Origin of the sequence: Sphingopyxis sp. Root1497, from assembly GCF_001427085.1 — a bacterium.
GTDB lineage: Bacteria > Pseudomonadota > Alphaproteobacteria > Sphingomonadales > Sphingomonadaceae > Sphingopyxis.
Genome location: NZ_LMGF01000003.1, coordinates 1240420 through 1257844 on the forward strand (window position 1 = coordinate 1240420; position 17425 = coordinate 1257844).

The 17425-nt window shown below is 66.8% G+C and carries 19 protein-coding genes; 11 read left to right on the forward strand and 8 right to left on the reverse strand.

The window, feature by feature from the left end; all coding sequences use genetic code 11:
- Window positions 1-88 precede the first annotated feature (88 nt).
- Window positions 89-517: a VOC family protein gene (locus ASD67_RS09370; protein ID WP_056346228.1), complete on the forward strand. Its 429-nt coding sequence runs from the start codon at window positions 89-91 to the stop codon at window positions 515-517.
- A 6-nt stretch (window positions 518-523) separates the two neighbouring features.
- Here the strand turns inward: ASD67_RS09370 and ASD67_RS09375 are convergent, their stop codons facing one another.
- Window positions 524-1219, reverse strand: coding sequence for a class I SAM-dependent methyltransferase (locus ASD67_RS09375; protein WP_056346230.1), 696 nt, complete (start codon window positions 1217-1219; stop codon window positions 524-526).
- Window positions 1212-1670 (reverse strand): RrF2 family transcriptional regulator, encoded by a 459-nt coding sequence (locus ASD67_RS09380; protein ID WP_056346232.1) that lies wholly within the window; start codon window positions 1668-1670, stop codon window positions 1212-1214. The genes ASD67_RS09375 and ASD67_RS09380 overlap by 8 nt, the downstream gene beginning before the upstream one ends.
- Window positions 1671-1801: 131 nt before the next feature.
- Between ASD67_RS09380 and ASD67_RS09385 the strand changes: the two genes are divergently transcribed.
- The gene (locus ASD67_RS09385) at window positions 1802-3151 is read left to right on the forward strand and encodes a hypothetical protein (RefSeq protein WP_156377632.1); all 1350 of its coding nucleotides are present in this window, start codon (window positions 1802-1804) and stop codon (window positions 3149-3151) included.
- 195 nt (window positions 3152-3346) lie between these two features.
- Window positions 3347-3859 (forward strand): GNAT family N-acetyltransferase, encoded by a 513-nt coding sequence (locus tag ASD67_RS09390; RefSeq protein WP_056346236.1) that lies wholly within the window; start codon window positions 3347-3349, stop codon window positions 3857-3859.
- On the opposite strand, the gene ASD67_RS09395 is transcribed toward ASD67_RS09390, so the two are convergent.
- The 4 genes from ASD67_RS09395 to ASD67_RS09410 all read right to left on the reverse strand — a co-directional run bounded on the left by ASD67_RS09395 (window position 3860) and on the right by ASD67_RS09410 (window position 6806).
- Window positions 3860-4609, reverse strand: coding sequence for an esterase/lipase family protein (locus tag ASD67_RS09395; protein ID WP_056346238.1), 750 nt, complete (start codon window positions 4607-4609; stop codon window positions 3860-3862).
- A 118-nt stretch (window positions 4610-4727) separates the two neighbouring features.
- A complete protein-coding gene (locus tag ASD67_RS09400) occupies window positions 4728-5909 on the reverse strand; it encodes a PQQ-dependent sugar dehydrogenase (RefSeq protein ID WP_056346239.1) in 1182 nt (393 codons plus the stop codon).
- Window positions 5910-5976: 67 nt separating this feature from the next.
- Window positions 5977-6609 carry a sigma-70 family RNA polymerase sigma factor gene (locus ASD67_RS09405; RefSeq protein ID WP_056346241.1) on the reverse strand — a complete coding sequence of 211 codons (633 nt, stop codon included), beginning with the start codon at window positions 6607-6609 and terminating at the stop codon, window positions 5977-5979.
- Window positions 6606-6806, reverse strand: coding sequence for a NepR family anti-sigma factor (locus tag ASD67_RS09410; protein ID WP_056346243.1), 201 nt, complete (start codon window positions 6804-6806; stop codon window positions 6606-6608). Before ASD67_RS09410 ends, ASD67_RS09405 begins: the two co-directional genes overlap by 4 nt.
- A 242-nt stretch (window positions 6807-7048) precedes the next feature.
- On the opposite strand from ASD67_RS09410, the gene ASD67_RS09415 reads away from it, so the two are divergent.
- Together ASD67_RS09415 and ASD67_RS09420 are read left to right on the forward strand one after the other, a co-directional pair.
- On the forward strand, window positions 7049-7444 hold the full coding sequence (locus ASD67_RS09415) for a BLUF domain-containing protein (protein WP_268798548.1): 396 nt from the start codon (window positions 7049-7051) through the stop codon (window positions 7442-7444).
- Between the two features lie 136 nt (window positions 7445-7580).
- On the forward strand, window positions 7581-8195 hold the full coding sequence (locus tag ASD67_RS09420; protein WP_056346247.1) for a sigma-70 family RNA polymerase sigma factor: 615 nt from the start codon (window positions 7581-7583) through the stop codon (window positions 8193-8195).
- A 40-nt stretch (window positions 8196-8235) separates the two neighbouring features.
- Here the strand turns inward: ASD67_RS09420 and ASD67_RS09425 are convergent, their stop codons facing one another.
- Entirely contained in the window at window positions 8236-9030 is a 795-nt protein-coding gene (locus ASD67_RS09425; protein ID WP_056346249.1) for a response regulator, read from the reverse strand.
- Window positions 9031-9284: 254 nt separating this feature from the next.
- On the opposite strand from ASD67_RS09425, the gene ASD67_RS09430 reads away from it, so the two are divergent.
- Together ASD67_RS09430 and ASD67_RS09435 are read left to right on the forward strand one after the other, a co-directional pair.
- Complete coding sequence (locus tag ASD67_RS09430) at window positions 9285-10760, forward strand: GAF domain-containing protein (RefSeq protein ID WP_056346251.1); 1476 nt, start codon at window positions 9285-9287, stop codon at window positions 10758-10760.
- A 19-nt stretch (window positions 10761-10779) separates the two neighbouring features.
- On the forward strand, window positions 10780-11517 hold the full coding sequence (locus ASD67_RS09435) for a Crp/Fnr family transcriptional regulator (RefSeq protein ID WP_056346253.1): 738 nt from the start codon (window positions 10780-10782) through the stop codon (window positions 11515-11517).
- Between the two features lie 7 nt (window positions 11518-11524).
- On the opposite strand, the gene ASD67_RS09440 is transcribed toward ASD67_RS09435, so the two are convergent.
- Window positions 11525-11944 carry a hypothetical protein gene (locus tag ASD67_RS09440; RefSeq protein ID WP_056346255.1) on the reverse strand — a complete coding sequence of 140 codons (420 nt, stop codon included), beginning with the start codon at window positions 11942-11944 and terminating at the stop codon, window positions 11525-11527.
- Between the two features lie 178 nt (window positions 11945-12122).
- Between ASD67_RS09440 and ASD67_RS09445 the strand changes: the two genes are divergently transcribed.
- Genes ASD67_RS09445 through ASD67_RS09460 form a run of 4 tightly spaced genes read left to right on the forward strand, consistent with a single transcriptional unit; the run spans window position 12123 to window position 17375 of the window.
- Window positions 12123-13373, forward strand: a complete 1251-nt coding sequence (locus tag ASD67_RS09445) for a putative DNA modification/repair radical SAM protein (RefSeq protein WP_056347231.1) — start codon at window positions 12123-12125, stop codon at window positions 13371-13373.
- A gap of 8 nt (window positions 13374-13381) precedes the next feature.
- Window positions 13382-14797 carry a UdgX family uracil-DNA binding protein gene (locus tag ASD67_RS09450; RefSeq protein WP_235535620.1) on the forward strand — a complete coding sequence of 472 codons (1416 nt, stop codon included), beginning with the start codon at window positions 13382-13384 and terminating at the stop codon, window positions 14795-14797.
- On the forward strand, window positions 14797-15810 hold the full coding sequence (locus tag ASD67_RS09455) for a ligase-associated DNA damage response exonuclease (protein ID WP_056346258.1): 1014 nt from the start codon (window positions 14797-14799) through the stop codon (window positions 15808-15810). The genes ASD67_RS09450 and ASD67_RS09455 overlap by 1 nt, the downstream gene beginning before the upstream one ends.
- Window positions 15807-17375: a cisplatin damage response ATP-dependent DNA ligase gene (locus tag ASD67_RS09460; protein ID WP_056346260.1), complete on the forward strand. Its 1569-nt coding sequence runs from the start codon at window positions 15807-15809 to the stop codon at window positions 17373-17375. Before ASD67_RS09455 ends, ASD67_RS09460 begins: the two co-directional genes overlap by 4 nt.
- Window positions 17376-17425 lie beyond the last annotated feature (50 nt).

Below are 17425 nucleotides of genomic sequence, written 5' to 3' on the forward strand. Positions count from 1 at the left end.
TGGTCCGGGCAGCGGGTAGGCGCGGGAACCATCACACCGCCGAACGGGTTTTTGCCGACAGCAGGCGGGCGTGTGAGAGGATTTTTCCATGGAAACGCAATTGCTGCACCGCGGCCGGCTGATCGACCATATCCAGCTGGTGGTCGCCGACCTCAAGGCGAGCCGGACTTTTTACGACGCGATCTTCGACGCGCTCGGGGTGCCGATCGGCGGCGCGGGCGAGGATTATTTCTGGATCGACGAATTGTTCGTCTCGACCGCCGACAGCGACGCCGCGCAGGGCAAGCTGACAGGGCGGCACCATCTGGCTTTCCAGGCCATCGACCGCGCGATGGTCGACGCTTTCCACAAGGCCGGGATGGCAGCCGGCGGCACCGACCATGGCGGGCCGGGCGAGCGCCCCTATCACCCCGGCTATTACGCGGCCTTCCTGCTCGACCCTGACGGCAACAATATCGAAGCGGTCTATCATGGGGACCATGAGCGAAGCGCGCTGTCGGTGGAGATTCGTTTCTAGCTCGCCTCAGACATAGCCCACCCAGCCGCGCCAGGTGAAGGCGGCGTAGAATTGCTCGACCCTGGTGAAGCCCGCCGCGCGCAGCACGGCTTCGTCGGCCTCGGGGCTGAGCATCGCGACATGGGTGGCGACCGCCTCGCGGCCCTTTGCGACCTGATCGGGATCGCCGCCCGACGCGATGGCGAAGGCGGCATAGCGGTCGAGCCAGCGGTCGCGCTCGCCCGCGCCTTGCGGGAAGCTGCCATGCGCGGCGACAAACGGCGCGCCGGGTTTCAGGCGGCGGCGGATTTCCGACAGGGTGCGGGTGCGTTCATCGGTTGCGAGGAAGTGGAGGGTGAGCAGGCACACCGCGCCGTCGAAGGGGCCGGCGGGGGCGTCGTCGATCACGCCCTCGACCAGCTCTGCGCGATCGGCGTTCGCGCCAAGCGTCTGCGCGGCCAGGCGCAGCATCGCCCCGGCGGGATCGACGCCCGTGAAGGTCCAGCCGGGATAGGCGTCGGCCAGCGCCTTCAGCTCAAGTCCGCCGCCCGCGCCGAGCACGAGGATATGCGCATCAGCGGGCACGCGCTCGGCGAGCAGCAGGCCGGTCATGCGGTGCAGCGCGTCGAGGCCGGGGACGAAGCGCCGCGGCCCTTCGGTGTAGCGCGCGACCGCGGCCGGATCCTTGAAGCTGTCGAGGAAATGTTGCGCGCCTTCAGCCATGACTATGCTCCTGTGCAAGGTGGGATCGCTCCGCCATGCGCGCGTGGAAATCGGCGCTGAGCTGCGCGAGCGTGACGTCGGCGAAACGATCGAGCAGCAGCGCCTCTGCCTCGCGGAAGCCGCTGTCGAGCGCGGCGTTGACCGCTTGTTCGACGAGGCAGCCGGGCGCCTCGCTGCGATTGCCCATTGCCATCAGCCTGGGGCGGCCGATCGCATCATAGACGTCGCGCATCGTGATGGCTGACAGGTCGCGCGCGATCGTCCAGCCGCCGCCATGGCCTTTTTCGCTATGCACGAACCCCGCGTCGCGCAGCCCGCCGAGGATGCGGCGGATGACGACCGGATTTGTCTGCATCGCTCTGGCGAGCTGTTCCGACGTCATCGGCGTTTGATGCTCCGCCATGTGGAGCAGGACGTGCAGGACGCCCGAGAGTCGGCTGTCTCGTTTCATGTAACTTTAAATAGTGCGTGATTGAACAATGTCAACCAAGCTGAGTTGTTAGAATAATACAGTTGTTGACCGGCACGTGCCGAATCGCATAGATGCTCCCGCCCGGGGATTTTCATTGGGGCGATGATGCGATGAAGATTCCAGCGATATTGGCGATGCTCGCCGCGCTGTCGGCTTGCGCCGCAAATCCCGCCGTTCCGGCTTCTGTTTCGGTCGCGGCGCCCGCCGCCACCGATGTCGAGATCGTGCGCGACGACACGGGCTGGCAGGCCCGCTTCCATTTCGCCGAAGATGCCCCGATCTGGGCGTTCGAGCGGTCGGCGCTGCTCCGCCGCGAAGAAACGCCCTGGCGCCCGAAAAGCTGGGAGGTGGCGACGCCGGGGGTGTCGCTGGTCCGGATCGGCGACTTTGACGCGCTGGTCGCCGACACGGGGACCGTCCCGCGCGAGGTTGTGATCCGCTTCCGCCCGCTCGCCGAGGATATCATCGCCGATTATGATCCGGCGATCATCCTGTCGGACGGTTCGCTCGCCATCTACGGCGGGCATTTCAACGCTTTCCCGATGGACAGCCGCGAGGCGGTCGCGGCGCTGCGCGAGCCGAAGGAATATCCGACGCGGATCGCGCTGACCGCTGCGGGCGCGCCCCTGCTGTTCGACGGCCAGCGCGTCACGCGCGCCGAGGCGGTGGGCGATCGTTATGTCTATGTCGGCGACGTCGCGCTGGCGCCGGGCGACCCGGTCGCGACGATCCTCGATCCGGGCCTGCCGGGCTGGATTTCGGGACAGCTGCGCGATTTCACCCCGTCGGTGTTCCGTGATTTCGAGGCGATGCTGGGCGCACACAAGAGCAGCCGGCCGATGGTGATCGCGAGCTGGGCGGGCTCGGAGTTTCGCGGGGCCAGCACCGGTGGCAGCGTGTCGCCCGGGCTGATCACGATGCGGCTCGAAGGCACGCAGCTTTTGAAGGAGACGCCGGGCGCGCTCCACCGGATGCGCTGGTTCATTGCGCATGAGGCGGCGCATTTCTGGCTGGGGCAGACGGTCGGCTACGCGACCCCCGACGAGGCGTGGATCACCGAGGGCGGTGCCGATTATCTGGCGATGGGCGCCGCGTTGCGCGCCGATGCCGGGTTCGATGTGATCGACTTCCTGGCCAAGGCGCGCAGCGACTGTGCGGCCGCGTTGGCCAAGGGGCCGCTCGCTGATGCAAGGCGTCGCAATGATCAGCGCGCCTATTATGCCTGCGGGTCGCTGTTCGCGGCGGCGGTCGAGGCCGCGGGGCGGCCGCGCGGCAAGGGCTTCGCCGATTTCGTGCGCACCCTGATCGCCACCGACAAGGACGGCAAGCTGACCGCACAGGAGTGGCTGACCGCCGCGCGCAAATTCGGGGTGTCGTCCGAACAGATCGCGCGGATCGAAACGCTGCGCGCAGGGATGCCCGATGCGGTGCCGGTGATCGCGGACCTGCTTGGCGATTGACCGGGGCGGGCAAAGCGGTTAGCCACGCCCGCGATGACCGACGCCCTGCAACCCCGATTCAAGGCATATTGGCGCTCCTTTACATAGGAGCGGCATGGCATCACCTTTGACCATCGCCGCCGTGTTCGGACAGGCGAATGGTTATCCATCTTTTCCCCCATCCGGTCACGGCGCGCGCATTCTGGAAGACGCGACATGACCGATACATTGCTTGCCCTCTCGACCGACCGGTGCCGTATCGCACCGCTCCACGCCGACGATGCCGCCGCGCTCGCCGCGATCACCGATGCGTCGGTGACGGCGCAGGTACATTTCCTGCCCGCCCCCTTCACCGAGGCCGACGCCCGCGCGCTGATCGCCGGGTCGGGCGGCGGCGATGTGTTCCATGCGGTGCGCGACCGCGGCGAGGGACGGCTGCAGGGCGTGATCGGGGTCCACCGCCGCGACGCGCGCGAGGTCGAGGTCGGTTACTGGTTCGCGGCCTCGGCGCGCGGTCGGGGTTTGGCAACCGAGGCGGTCAATGCGGTGGTGCGCGAAATCGCCGGCTCGCGTCCGGGGGCGGCGATCGTGGCCGAATGCCATCCGGACAATGAACGGTCGCGCGCGCTGCTGCGGCGCGTCGGCTTTCTCGCGACGGGGCAGATCGGACGGCGGCCGGGTCGAGTGCTGATGAAATGGCGTCCGGGATCGGGGATCGACGTGTGCTGATCAGGCGGCGGGTGCCACCTCTTCCATCAGCGCCTTGACGATCGCCGCGACCGAGGTCGGCGCATAGGCGAAGCCCATATGGCCGCAGTCGACCTCGACCTGGCGGTCGCTTTCATGCGGGGCGCCGCGCGCGCTGTTGACCGCGACGACGCCGTCGTGCGCCGACCACAGGGCGAAGGTCGGCATTTCGGGGCGCGGCGCGGGGTGGAAGTCGATCGGCGGATTGTCGACCGGGTGGCGCGCGATCAGATGATAGAGCCGCCAGGCGCGGTTGGCGCGGCGGCTGCCCGAAAAGGGCGAGCCGAGGGTGACGACGCGCGCGACCCGCGCCGGGTGATGCTTGGCATATTCGCGCGCGTAAATGCCGCCGAGGCTCCAGCCCACGAGCGCGGGGGCGTGGCCGGTGCGGTCGATGATCCATTGCACGCGGGTGTCGATGCGCTCGATGATGTCGGCGGTGGCGCCGCGGTTGAAGCCGAGACCCCAGCCATAGCAGCGAAAGCCCGCACGGCGGAGATCGCCGCGCAGCGCCTTGGTCGCCCAGTCGCCCGACAGGAAACCCGGCAGTACCATCACCGGCGGATGCTCGCTGTCGGGGTTGGGTTCGGGCGGCATCGCGCGGACGCGGCCCCACAGCGCGCGCAGCAGCGACGTCGCCTCGCGCCAGAGCAGCCCGAGCGACGGCGGCGCGTCGGGATCGGCGATGCGCGCCGGCCATTCGGCGCGCCGGGCGAGGAGGTCGCGGAGCATGTGGGCGATATAGTCATTACTGTTACCCGGTGAAAGGCGTCCGGAGGCACGGGACTCCGGGCGCGGTCCAGCAGGATTGCGCAAACTTTCCTGGGCCCCGGCGTTCGCCGGGGCCCATTCAACCCTTGGGGACGAGCTTCACCAGCTTGCCGTCGCTGCCGTCGGTGAGTAGCCAGACCGATCCGTCGCTGCGTATCTCGACCTCGCGAATGCGCTTGCCGAAGTCCCAGCGGTCCGATTTGTGGAGTTTGTCGCCGTCTACGCCCATGCGAATCAACCCTTCGCCCGACAGCGCGCCCATCAGCAGGCTGTTCTTCCAGCCCGGATAGACGTCGCCGTGGTACCAGGCGAGCCCGGCGGGCGAGACCGAGGGGTTCCACCACAGTTTCGGCGCGGCGAATTCGGGACGCGTCGGGTGATCGGGGATATCCTTGCCGTCATAATGGTCGCCGTTCGAGACGATCGGATAGCCGTAATTGGATTTCGCCGCGACGAGATTGACCTCGTCGCCGCCCTTTGGCCCCATTTCCTGGTTCCACAGTTTACCCGACCCGTCGAAGGCGAGGCCGAGGATGTTGCGGTGGCCGAGCGACCAGATTTGCGCCGTGACGCCGCCTTCGGACGCGAAGGGATTGTCGGCGGGGACGCTGCCGTCGGGATTGAGGCGCAGGATTTTGCCGAGATTGGCCTTCATGTCCTGCGCGGGGTCGAATTTCTGGCGCTCGCCCGACCCGATGAACAGATATTGGCCGTCGGGCGAGAAAGCGAGGCGGTGCGAGAAATGGCCGCGGCCGCTGACCTTCGGATCCTGTTTCCAGATGATCTGCAGGTCCTTCAGGGCAGGGGCGCCGCTCTGGTCGAACCGGGCCTTGCCGACAACCGCGCCATAGGTGCCGCCGCTGCCTTCCTCGACCCAACTGAGGTAGATGGTGCCGCTGGTCGCGAAATCGGGCGCGGCGATCACATCGCCGAAGCCGCCCTGGCCGCCATAGGCCACGGTCGGTACGCCCGCGACGTCGATGGGCGCGCCGCGCTCGCTCCATAATTTCAGCTTGCCTGACTTTTCGGTGACGAGCGCGAAGGGGGTGCCAGGCAGGAAGGTCATCGCCCAGGGTTCGTTGAAGCTCGCGACCTCCTGCACCGTGAAGGGGGCATCGGCGAGCGGTGTCGCGGGCTGCGCGCCATTGGCGTCGATCGTGGCCGTGTCGGTCGCAGCGGCGGCGTCGCTAGGCGTTGCGCCCGAGGTGCAAGCACCGACCAGCATTGCGGCGGCAAGGACGAAATGAGAGGCGGTTTTCATGGCTGAGCTCGCTTGGCTGGGGGGAGGGGCGGACAATCTGGCGCGCCCGGCCCGCAAAGTCGAGGGGTCAGCGGCCCAGCGCTTCGTGGCGCGCGGCGATCGTTTCGACGCTGTCCATGATCGCGTCGATCGCCTCGCTCGCGGGGGCCGCTTCGGCGCGCTTTTGCGAGAAATGGCCGCTGTTCATGATTTCCTCGAGCGCGTGGCGCGCGCGCGACACGCGGCTCTTCATCGTGCCGAGCGCGCAGCCGCAGATGCTCGCCGCCTCCTCGTACGACATGCCGCCGGCGCCGACGAGGATCAGCGCCTCGCGCTGGTCCTGCGGCAATTCCATCAGCCCGCGCTGGAGATCGGCCATCTCGCCCGATTCTTCCTGGCTGGCCGGGGTCGACAGCGTACGTTCGACCGCGGTCTCGTCATAGTCGCCGACGAATTTGTTGCGGCGCATCTGCGACAGGAAAGTGTTGCGCAGGATGACGAAGGTCCAGGCCTTGATCGAGGTTCCCGCCTCGAACCGTTCGCGCGACGCCCAGGCCTTGACCATCGTGTCCTGCGTCAGGTCGTCGGCGAGGTCAGGATTGCCCGACAGGCTGCGGCCATAGGCGCGCAAATGGGGGATGACCCCGGCGAGCAGAGTCTTGAACTCGCGGTCGGACAGACTTCCCCCCTCCCGCGATGAAACGGCACTGGCCTGGGTCATTCCTGATCGGGCGCTTTCTGATCGATCTGCGAGAGAAGGTCGAGCATGCCGTCGGGCAGGGGTTCGGCGACGATATTGCCGTAGATGATGCGCAATTTGTTGCTGACCGGTTCGGGCGCCTGCCGCCCGGTGAGCGCGCGATACCATTGTTCGCTGCCGGTTCCGGGAAAACTGCCCGGACCCGACCGGCGCTCCATCGGAACACGCTGCGGGGCGCCGTCGCTTTTTGTCCTATGTTCGCCGTGCGTTGCCATGCCCGAGGAACGAAGAAGAAGGCCCCAAGTTCCCGGGTAAGGTCGTTTTTTGCGACGGATCGCGGCAGCGACAAAAGATTCGCGCGATTAACGCAAGTTAGCATAAGCCAACCGGCGGGCGTGTAGGGGTCGGCGATGCAGCGGGGCATCGCCCCGGCACGTGGGAGGGTCGTTTCTTGCTTTCTGTGATTTACGTCAGCGTGGCTGACCCCGGACTGGCGCCCGGCGATATCGCCGCGATGGTGGGCGGCGCGCAGGCGAACAATGCCCGCGACGCGCTGACCGGCGCGCTGATCTACAACGGCCAGAACTTCATGCAGCTGCTCGAAGGACCGGTACCGAAGGTCGAGGCCTGCCTCGCGCGGATTCGCGCCGACCTGCGCCACAACGGCATGATCGAGATCCGCCGCCGCCGGATCGAGGAGCGCGAGTTCGCCGACTTTTCGATGCTGTACAGTCCCTTGTTCCGCGACCACGACCAGGATCTGGCACGGCTGGCGGCGCGCGGCGTGCTCGACCCGCAGGATGAGCGGCTGATGGCGAACTTCCTTGCGCTCGGCCGGCGCAGCGGGGCGGGGTGATCGCACCCGGTTGGGAAACGCCGCCCGCGCCGCCCGCGCGCCATATGGGTTTGCATCGGTCACCGAACGGGGTAAGCCGGGACAAGATGATGTTATTCTTCAAGGCAATGCCCAAGCGTCGGGAACGACGCGCCGGATGACCAGCGACACCGCCCAGCCGCTCGACGACGCGACCTTCAAGCGTGAACTCGCCGCGATGCTCCCGCATCTTCGCGCCTTCGGCCGCAGTCTGTGCGGCAACGCCGACCTCGCCGACGACCTGGTGCAGGAAACGATGCTGAAGGCGTGGAAGGCGCGCGCGCAATATATTCCCGGGCCGTCGAGCATGAAGAGCTGGGCCTTCGTCATCCTGCGCAACTGTTTCCTGTCGCAGATGCGGCGCAAGAAATTCACCGCCGACTATGACGAGCTCGCCGCCGAGCGGCTGCTCGTCGCGCCCGACGACCAGGACGACAGCCTGCATCTCGCCGACGTCCAGCGCGGGCTGCTGATGCTGCCGGTCGACCAGCGCGAGGCGCTGGTGCTGATCGGCGCGGGACAATTATCCTATGAGGAAGCGGCAGCGATCTGCGAGTGCGCGGTGGGGACGATGAAGAGCCGCGTGTCGCGCGCCCGCACCGCGCTGCAGGAGATATTGGAGGGCGGGCAGATGCCGCTGCGCAGCGCCGACACCACGGCGGCGAGCGACGCCTTTCGCGATATCATGGACGGCGTCGACAAACTGACCAGCGAGGGACCGAGCGCGGGGTAAGGAGGTCCCCCTCGCGGGAGGGGAGAAGCGGCGTCCGTGTTTAAATCGCCAGCTGCGGGGTGAACAACAGGCTCTGGCTGATCGCGGCGCGCACCGTATTCTCGCGAAACGGCTTCGAGATCAGGAAGGTCGGCTCGACGCGGTTGCCGGTGAGCAGCCGTTCGGGGAAGGCGGTGATGAAGATCACCGGCACCGGTGCCAGGGCCAATATGTCCTGCACCGCGTCGATTCCCGACGATCCGTCGGCGAGCTGGATATCGGCGAGCACCAGCCCGGCGTCGGTCGCCTCGAACGCCGCGACGGCGTCGTCGTGGGTGGTCGCGATGCCGGCGACCTCGTGACCGAGGGCACGGACGATCGCTTCGAGCTCCATCGCGATCAGCGGTTCGTCCTCGATGATCAGCACCGAGGTGCGCGATTCGCGGTCGAGGTCGCCGACCGCTTCGGCGAGCAGGCTTTCGACGGTCGGTCCGTCGGTGCCGGTGATGATCGCCGCTTCCTCGGTCGAAAAGCCTTCGAGCGCGGTGAGCAGCAATATCTGGCGGCCGAGGGGGGTGATGCGCGCGAGACGGCGGTTGGCGGCGCGGACGATGGGGTCTTCCGCATCGTCGCTCCCCTCGCCATCGTCGATGAAGGCGCTTTCCCAGATGCGGTGAAAGGTGCGGTAAAGGTCGATGCGGATGCCGTTTTCGGACCGGAACTCGTCGGGAGCGGCGACGATGACTTCGAGCATCGTGTGGACAAAATTGTCGCCGTGCTGCTGGGTACCGGTCAGCGCGCGCGCGTAGCGGCGCAGAAACGGCAAATGGCCGCGAATTTCATCACCCAGGCTCATGCAAAGACCTCCCACTCAATGACGTCATACGCCGCGCCGCGCGATCGGGTTCCGATTGCTGTGCTAAATCTGCGCAACTTGTTGGCGCGCAATGCGTAAGACACCGCGGGACGCTATCAGGCTGCGGCGCGAAGGGGCGGATTTCCGCCTTTCTTCGATCCGGGTGGCCACCATGCTTTTTTGAGGACCGGTTTCATGGCACAGCGACCCCAGGGCACGGCGCGATGACGCCAGGGGACGACAGGGGGGCAAATTTGGCGGACGGTGAGGACAGGGACCTCGCGCACGATGAAAGTCGGCGGCTGCGGACGCTGCGCGAATATCGCATCCTGGACACGGCGCCCGAACCGGCATTCGACCGGGTGACCAAACTCGTCGCCGACCTGTTCGACGCGCCGATCGTGCTCGTGTCGCTGATCGACGACTGCCGCCAATGGTTCAAATCGGCCTTCGGCCTCGACGTGCCTGAAACGCCGCGCGACATCAGCTTCTGTCAGTTCGTCGTCGCCGAGGGCCGGCCGGTGGTGGTCACCGACGCCTCGACCGATCCGCGCTTTCGCGACAATCCGCTGGTCACCGGGGCGCCTGACATCCGATTCTATGCCGGGGTGCCGCTCTACGCCTATAACGGGGCCATACTCGGAACGCTGTGCATCATCGACCGCAAGCCGCGCTCGGCGCTGACGCCCAAGGAGCTCGAACGGCTCGCGGATTTCGCCTCGATCATCATGGCCGAGGCCGATCTGCGGCGGATCGGCATGGAGCGCGACGCCGCGCGCCACATGCTTGAGCGTGCGCTCGATTTTTCGGGGGTCGCGACCTGGCAGCTCGACCCGCGCACCGATGTTTTGCAATGGCACGGTGCGGTCGCGGAATTGTGGGGCGCCGATCATGACACGGCGCTCGCCAGCGCCGCGCTGGCCTTCGAGCGCATCCACCCCGAAGATCATGCGCTGGTGCACGCGGTGCTCGACGATTCGATCGCGAACGGCACCCCCTATTCGGTCGAGCATCGCATCCTGCACCCCGAACACGGCATTCGCTGGCTGTCGATCCGCGGCGACTGGGACGTGCGGTCGAACGACGCGATGCTGACGGGGGTCAGCATCGATATCACCGAACAGCGCAACCGGCGCGACAACGACACGATTTTGATGCGCGAGTTGCACCACCGGATGCGCAACCTGTTCGCGACCGTCGGCGCGATCATTTCGCTGACCCGCCATGCCGCCGTCGATGTCGACGATTATGTCGAGCGGATCAGCAGCCGGCTCGATGCGCTCAACCGTGCGCAGAATGTCCTGCTCGGCGCCAATTTCCTGACCGGGTCGATGCACGCGCTGCTGCGTGAGGTCGAGGCGGCCTTTCCGCGCATCACCTGGTCGGGTCCCGACCTTGAGCTGCCCGAAAATGCGGTGGTCGCGATGGCGCTGTTGTTCAACGAACTCGCGACCAATGCGGTCAAGCACGGGGCGCTCGCCAGCGAGACCGGGAGTGTCGATGTCGCCTGGTCGCAGGATGCCGAGGGCGACGCCGACCGGCAGTTCCGCCTGATCTGGACCGAGAGCGGCGGCACGCCGATCGCCGGTCCGCCGCAGCGTACCAGCTTTGGCACCTTGTTGATGGAGCGCAGTGTGCGTAATAACCTTGGCGGGACGATCGAGCGACGCTGGGAACCCGGCGGCCTGGTCTGTACCATCACATTGCCCGCGCGGTGGCGCGAAGCTTAACGATCGAGGCGGGGGCTTTATGACGTTGGAAGCGCTGGTAGCGCGCTTGCAGTTTTACAGTGACCTCGGCGCGCACGACCGCGAGCAGATGCTCGCGCTCGGCGGCAAGGTGCGCAGCTTTGCCGCGAACAGCGAGATCGTGACCGCCGGCCAGCCGATGGACGCGGTGCTGGTGATGCGCGAAGGCTGGGCAGCGCGCTACAAGGAGCTCGAGGACGGTCGGCGCCAGATCCTCAACATCCTGCTCCCCGGCGACATCTTCGACCTGCAGGTGCTGGTGGCGGCCGAGGCCGACCACAGCGTGCTCGCGATCACCCAGGGATCGGCCTATGCGATCGCGCCGCAAGCGGTGCGTGACCTGATGTCGGGGTCGGGCGCTCTGACCATGGCCTTCTGGTGGACGCAGGTGCAGGAGGAAGCGTTCCTGCGCGAACAGATCGTCCGCAACGGGCGCCAGAGCGCGCAGGAGCGGATCGGCCATCTGCTGCTCGAACTCCATCGCCGCGCGCAAATCGTCAAGCTGGCGGGCGACGATACGCTGCGCCTGCCGATGACCCAGACGCAGATCGCCGACACATTGGGGCTGACCCCGATCCACACCAACCGCGTGCTGCGGCGGCTGGTACGCGAGGGCTATATCGAGATGAGCCGGCAGTGGATCCGCTTCCTCGATCCCGATGCGCTGGCGGCGATGTGCGATTTCGACCCGAGCTATTTTCACCTCGACGCGTTCCGGATGCGGCTGGGGCGGGGGTGACCTGCGCCTAGCGGCGATCCGTCGCGACGCGGCGCTCGTCGATCCAATCACGGATGGTGAACCAGGAATAACAGAGCACCGCGAGCATCAGCGCCGCGAAGACCAGATACATGGCGATGTTGAAGGCAAAGCCGAAGGGATAGTCGGCCCACGATACGGTCCAGTTCCGCGCCACGAGCAATATGCCTTTGTCGAGGCCGATCGCCAGCTGGTAGCCCCAAAAACCGAGTCCCAGGATCGCAAATGGCGCGCATGCCACAGCCCAGACGAGATCCTTTCGCGTCGGCGGCGCGTCCATATCGTCCATATCGGCCGCACTGCGGCCCGAAAAATAGGCGGAAGCCCAGCAGGCCGCCAATGTCGAGACCATCAGCGACAGACCGGGCGTTCGCCCGGTGATCAGGCTCCAGAAAGCGATGAGCGTCATCGCGACCAGCGGAGCCCAAATGTATCGCCGCGTCCTTGATCCCAAAGCTCTCGCTCCAAACGAAAAACCCCGCGGCCGCATCATGCCGCACGCCGCGCCCGCCAACAAGGTCGGACACCGCCGAAGCGCCTTAACCTAAGTTTGTTCTTTATTTGTTCCGGATGCTATGGTGGCCGGCATGAGCAGCAAGACGATTCTCCAGAAGCTCGCGCTACTCGCCGACGCCGCCAAATATGACGCGTCCTGCGCGTCGTCGGGGACGGTGAAGCGCGACTCGACGGCTACCAAAGGCATCGGGTCGACCGAGGGCATGGGCATCTGTCACAGCTATGCCCCCGACGGGCGCTGCATCTCGCTGCTGAAAATCCTGCTCACCAATTTCTGCGTTTACGACTGCCGCTTCTGCATCAACCGCGCGTCGAGCAATGTCGAGCGCGCGCGGTTTTCGCCGCAAGAGGTCGTCACGCTGACCCTCGATTTCTACAAGCGCAATTATATCGAGGGGCTGTTCCTCTCCTCGGGCATCATCCGTTCCGAAGATTATACGATGGAGCAACTGGTCGAGGTCGCGCGCATCCTGCGCGAGGAGCATCGCTTTCAGGGCTATATCCATCTGAAGACGATCGCGGGCGCCGATCCGGCGCTGGTCGCGCTCGCGGGTCTCTATGCCGATCGCCTCTCGACCAATGTCGAGCTGCCGACCGAGGCGGGACTCGAGAGTTTCGCGCCCGAAAAGAAACCCGCGACGATCCGCAAGACGATGGCATCGGTGCGCGTCGGCGCCGACGATGCGATCGAGGCGGCGAAGAGCCGGCTGATCGGCAAGGCGACACCGCCGCGCTTCGCTCCGGCGGGACAATCGACCCAGATGATCGTCGGCGCCGACGCGGCGCGCGACGACGATATTCTCGCGGCGGCGGACAATCTCTACTCGGGCTATCACCTGCGCCGCGTCTATTATTCGGCGTACAGCCCGATCCCCGATGCGAGCAGCGCGCTGCCTCCGGTGCGCCCGCCCTTGATGCGCGAGCATCGCCTGTACCAGGCCGACTGGCTGCTGCGTTTCTATGGCTTTGCGCGCAGCGAGATCATGGAGGGGGCGAGCGAGGGCATGCTCGACCTTGCCATCGACCCCAAGCTCGCCTGGGCCTTGATGCGGCGCGAGATTTTTCCGGTCGATATCAACCGCGCGCCGCGCGAATTGCTGCTGCGGGTGCCGGGGTTGGGGACGCGCGCGGTCGACCGCATCGTCGCGGTGCGGCGCACCGGCGCGCTGCGGCTCGGCGATCTGGCGAAGCTGACGGCGTCGGTGAAGAAGCTCTTGCCTTTCATCGTCACGCTCGACTGGCGACCGGGCAAGCTCACCGACAGCGCCGACCTGCGCGCGCGCTTCGCGCCGCCAGCCGAGCAACTGGCGCTCGCGCTGTGAGGGAGGCGGTGCTGCGGACGCCCGGCGATTTCGCCGAGTGGCGCGCGGTGGCGCGCGGGTTGCTGGCGGGCGGGGTGGCGCCCGAAGATGTGAACTGGCGGGGATCGGAGGAGGGCGCGTCGCTGTTCGGCGCCGAAGCAGTGCCCGCCTCGGCGGGCGTGGTGTCGTTACCGCGCGAATTGCTCGAGATGGCCGACCGGGTGATCTGCCACCGCGACCCGCAAGTGCCAGCGCGGCTCTATCGCCTCGTCTGGCGCGCGGCGCGTGAGCGGCAGTTGCTGGCGCGAACGACCGACGCCGACGTCGACTGGCTGCGCAGGACGGACAAGGCGATCCGCCGCGACATTCACAAGATGCACGCCTTTGTGCGCTTTCGCCGGCTGGGTCAGGAGACGGAGCGCGAAAGTTTCGCGGCCTGGTTCGAGCCCGATCATCGCATCTTGCGGCTGACCGCGCCTTTTTTTCAGCGGCGTTTCTATGGCATGGATTGGGCGATCGTGACGCCCGATGCGCGGGCGATCTGGCAGGGCGAGGTGCTGAGCTATGGTGCCGGCGGCACGCGCGGCGAAGTGCCCGACAGCGACGTCGTCGAGGATCAGTGGCGCACCTATTATGGCGCGATCTTCAACCCGGCGCGGGTCAAGATCGACGCGATGCGCGCCGAGATGCCGAAGAAATATTGGCACAATCTGCCCGAGGCGCAGGATATCGCGTCCTTGCTTGCCGGGGCCGGGGCGCGGGTGGAACGGATGCGCGAGACCGCCGTTTCGCTAGCGAACCCGCAAACCGACAAATGGCGAACCCGCGTGATCGACGACCTGGCCCAGACCGACGATATCGGCACGCTCGCCGACCTCGCGCGCGGGGTCGGCGGCTGCACACGCTGCCCGCTTCATTGCGACGCGACGCAGGCGGTGACGGGCGAGGGTCCCGGCGCGGCGCGGATCATGCTCGTCGGTGAACAGCCGGGCGATCGCGAAGACCTCGAAGGGCGGCCTTTCGTCGGCCCGGCGGGGCAATTGCTGAACGAGGTACTCGAAGAGGCGGGGCTCGACCGCACGTCGGTTTTCCTCACCAACGCGGTCAAGCATTTCAAGTTCGAACCGCGCGGCAAACGCCGGCTGCACCAGAATCCGACGACGGGCGAGATCGACATCTGCCGCTGGTGGCTCGACAAGGAGCGCGCGCTGGTGCAGCCCGACCTGATCGTCACCCTGGGCGGCAGCGCGCTGCGCGGGGTGACGGGGAAGAGTGCGAGCATCACATCGATGCGCGGCACGGTGCACGAACTGGCAGGGGGCACGAAATTGATCGCGACGATCCACCCCTCCTTCTTGCTGCGCCTGCCCGACCACGATCGCGCGGCCGAGGAGCGGACGGCGTTCGTGGCCGATCTGGCCCGGGCGCGAAAGCTCGCCGCCTGATGGCGAAGGCCAGGACCTGGATCGAGCCGCACCCGAGCGGCATCTACGTCAAGCCCGCCGATGTGTGGATCGACCCGTCGCGCCCCGTCGAACGCGCGGCGGTGACCCACGGCCACGCCGACCATGCGCGCAGCGGCCACGCTTCGGTCTATGCGACCCCCGAGACGCTGGCGATCATGGCGCTGCGCTATGGCGTCGATGTCGAGGCGAGCCACAATGCGGCTTTTCCCTACGGCGACGGATTCGAGCGCGGCGGGGTGCGCTTCAGCTTTCATCCGGCGGGGCATGTGCTGGGCAGTGCGCAAATCCTGATGGAATATGCCGGCGAGCGCATCGTCGTCACCGGTGACTACAAGCGCCGCGCCGATCCAACCTGCGCGCCGTTCGAGGTGGTGCCGTGCGACATCTTCGTCACCGAGGCGACCTTCGGCCTGCCGGTGTTCCGCCATCCGCCGACGACCGACGAGATCGCCAAGCTGATCGGCGCGGTGCGTGCCGAGCCTGATCGCTCGGTACTCGTCGGTGCTTATGCCCTCGGCAAGGCGCAGCGGGTGATTGCCGAACTGCGCGGCGCGGGCTGGGACGCGCCGATCTATATCCACGGCGCGCTCGAAAAGATCTGCCAGCTTTATGCGATGCACGGTGTCGATCTTGGGGAACTGCGGCTGGTCAGCGAAACCGACAAGACCGAAATGGCGGGACAGATCATCGTCGCGCCGCCGTCGGCGCTCAACGACCGCTGGTCGCGGCGATTGCCCGATCCGGTCACCGCGATGGCGTCGGGCTGGATGCGGGTGCGCCAGCGCGCGCGGCAGCGGATGGTCGAACTGCCGCTGGTGATTTCGGACCATGCCGACTGGGACGAACTGACGACGACGATCGCGGAGGTAAACCCCCGCGAGACGTGGATCACCCATGGCAGCGAGGACGGGCTGCTGCGCTGGTGCGAGCTGCATCAGCGGAAAGCGCGCGCGCTGCATCTGGTGGGCCGTGATCTGGAGGAGGAGGGGTGAAGCGCTTCGCGGCGCTGATCGACCGGTTGATCTACACCCGCTCGCGCAACAGCAAGCTGGCGCTGATCGCCGATTATCTGAAACACACCGCCGACCCCGATCGCGGCTGGGCAATCGCCGCGCTGACCGAGAGCCTTGATTTTCCGGCGGTGAAGTCGGCGATGGTGCGGACATTGCTGGCGACGCGGGTCGACGAGGAATTGTTCCGGTTGTCGCGGCATTTCGTCGGCGATACCGCGGAGACGGCGGCGTTGCTGTGGCCCGATGCGCCGGGGGTGGAGGGTGATCTCAGCGTGTCGCAAGTGGTCGATGCGCTCGCGGGCGCCAGCCGCAGCGATGCGCCCGCCGTCGTCGCATCGCTGCTCGACCGGCTCGACGCTGACGGACGCTATGCGCTGCTCAAGCTGGCGCTCGGCGGCATGCGCGTCGGGGTGTCGGCGCGGCTCGCGAAACAGGCGTTCGCTTTGGCGTTCGATGTGCCGGTCGATGACGTCGAGGAACTGTGGCACGCGATCCCGCCACCCTATGCACCGCTCTTCGCCTGGGGCGAAGGCCGCGCCGAGCGGCCCGATCTCGCCGACGTCGCCTTTTTCCGCCCCTTCATGCTCGCGCATCCGCTAGAGGAAGAAAGTGTCGATCTCGCCGACTATGCCGCCGAGTGGAAATGGGACGGCATTCGCGTCCAGATCGTCCATGGCGGCGGCGAGACGCGCATCTACAGCCGCGGCGGCGAGGAGATCAGCGCCGCCTTTCCCGAACTGGTCGCGGCGTTCGACCAGGATGCGGTGATCGACGGCGAATTGCTCGTGCGGGGTGATGCGCAGGGGGGCGAGGCGGCAAGCTTCAATGCGTTGCAGCAACGGCTCGGACGCAAGACGGTGTCGAAAAAGATGCTCGCCGATTATCCGGCCTTCGTGCGCGTCTACGACCTGCTCGCGGTCGATGGCACCGATTTGCGCGCCCTGCCGTGGACCGAGCGGCGGCGGCAACTCGAGGCCTTTGTGCCGCGACTCGCCGACAGCCATTTCGACCTGTCGCAGGTCATTGACGCTGCCGACTTCGACGACCTTGCCGAGCGCCGCGCCGGCGCGCGCGATGCGGCGATCGAGGGGGTGATGCTCAAGCGCCGCGACGCGCCCTATGTCGCGGGGCGCCGCGCCGGGCTGTGGTACAAATGGAAACGCGACCCGCTCACCGCCGATTGCGTGATGATGTACGCGCAGCGCGGCAACGGCCGCCGCGCGAGCTTCTATTCGGATTACACCTTCGGCTGCTGGTCCGACGCGGGCGAATTGCTGCCGGTCGGCAAGGCCTATTCGGGCTTCACCGACGAGGAGCTGAAATGGCTCGACAAGTTCGTGCGCGACCACACGCTGAACCGCTTCGGCCCGGTGCGCGAGGTCGAAAAGTCGCTGGTGCTCGAGGTGGCGTTCGATTCGATCCACGTGTCGAAGCGCCACAAGTCGGGGCTGGCGATGCGTTTCCCGCGGATATCGCGGATCCGGCGCGACAAGCCGGCGGAGGAGGCGGACCGGGTGGCGACATTGCTGGCGATGGCGACCTGATTCACATCGTCATTGCGAGGAGCCGGAGGCGACGCGGCAATCCAGAGCGT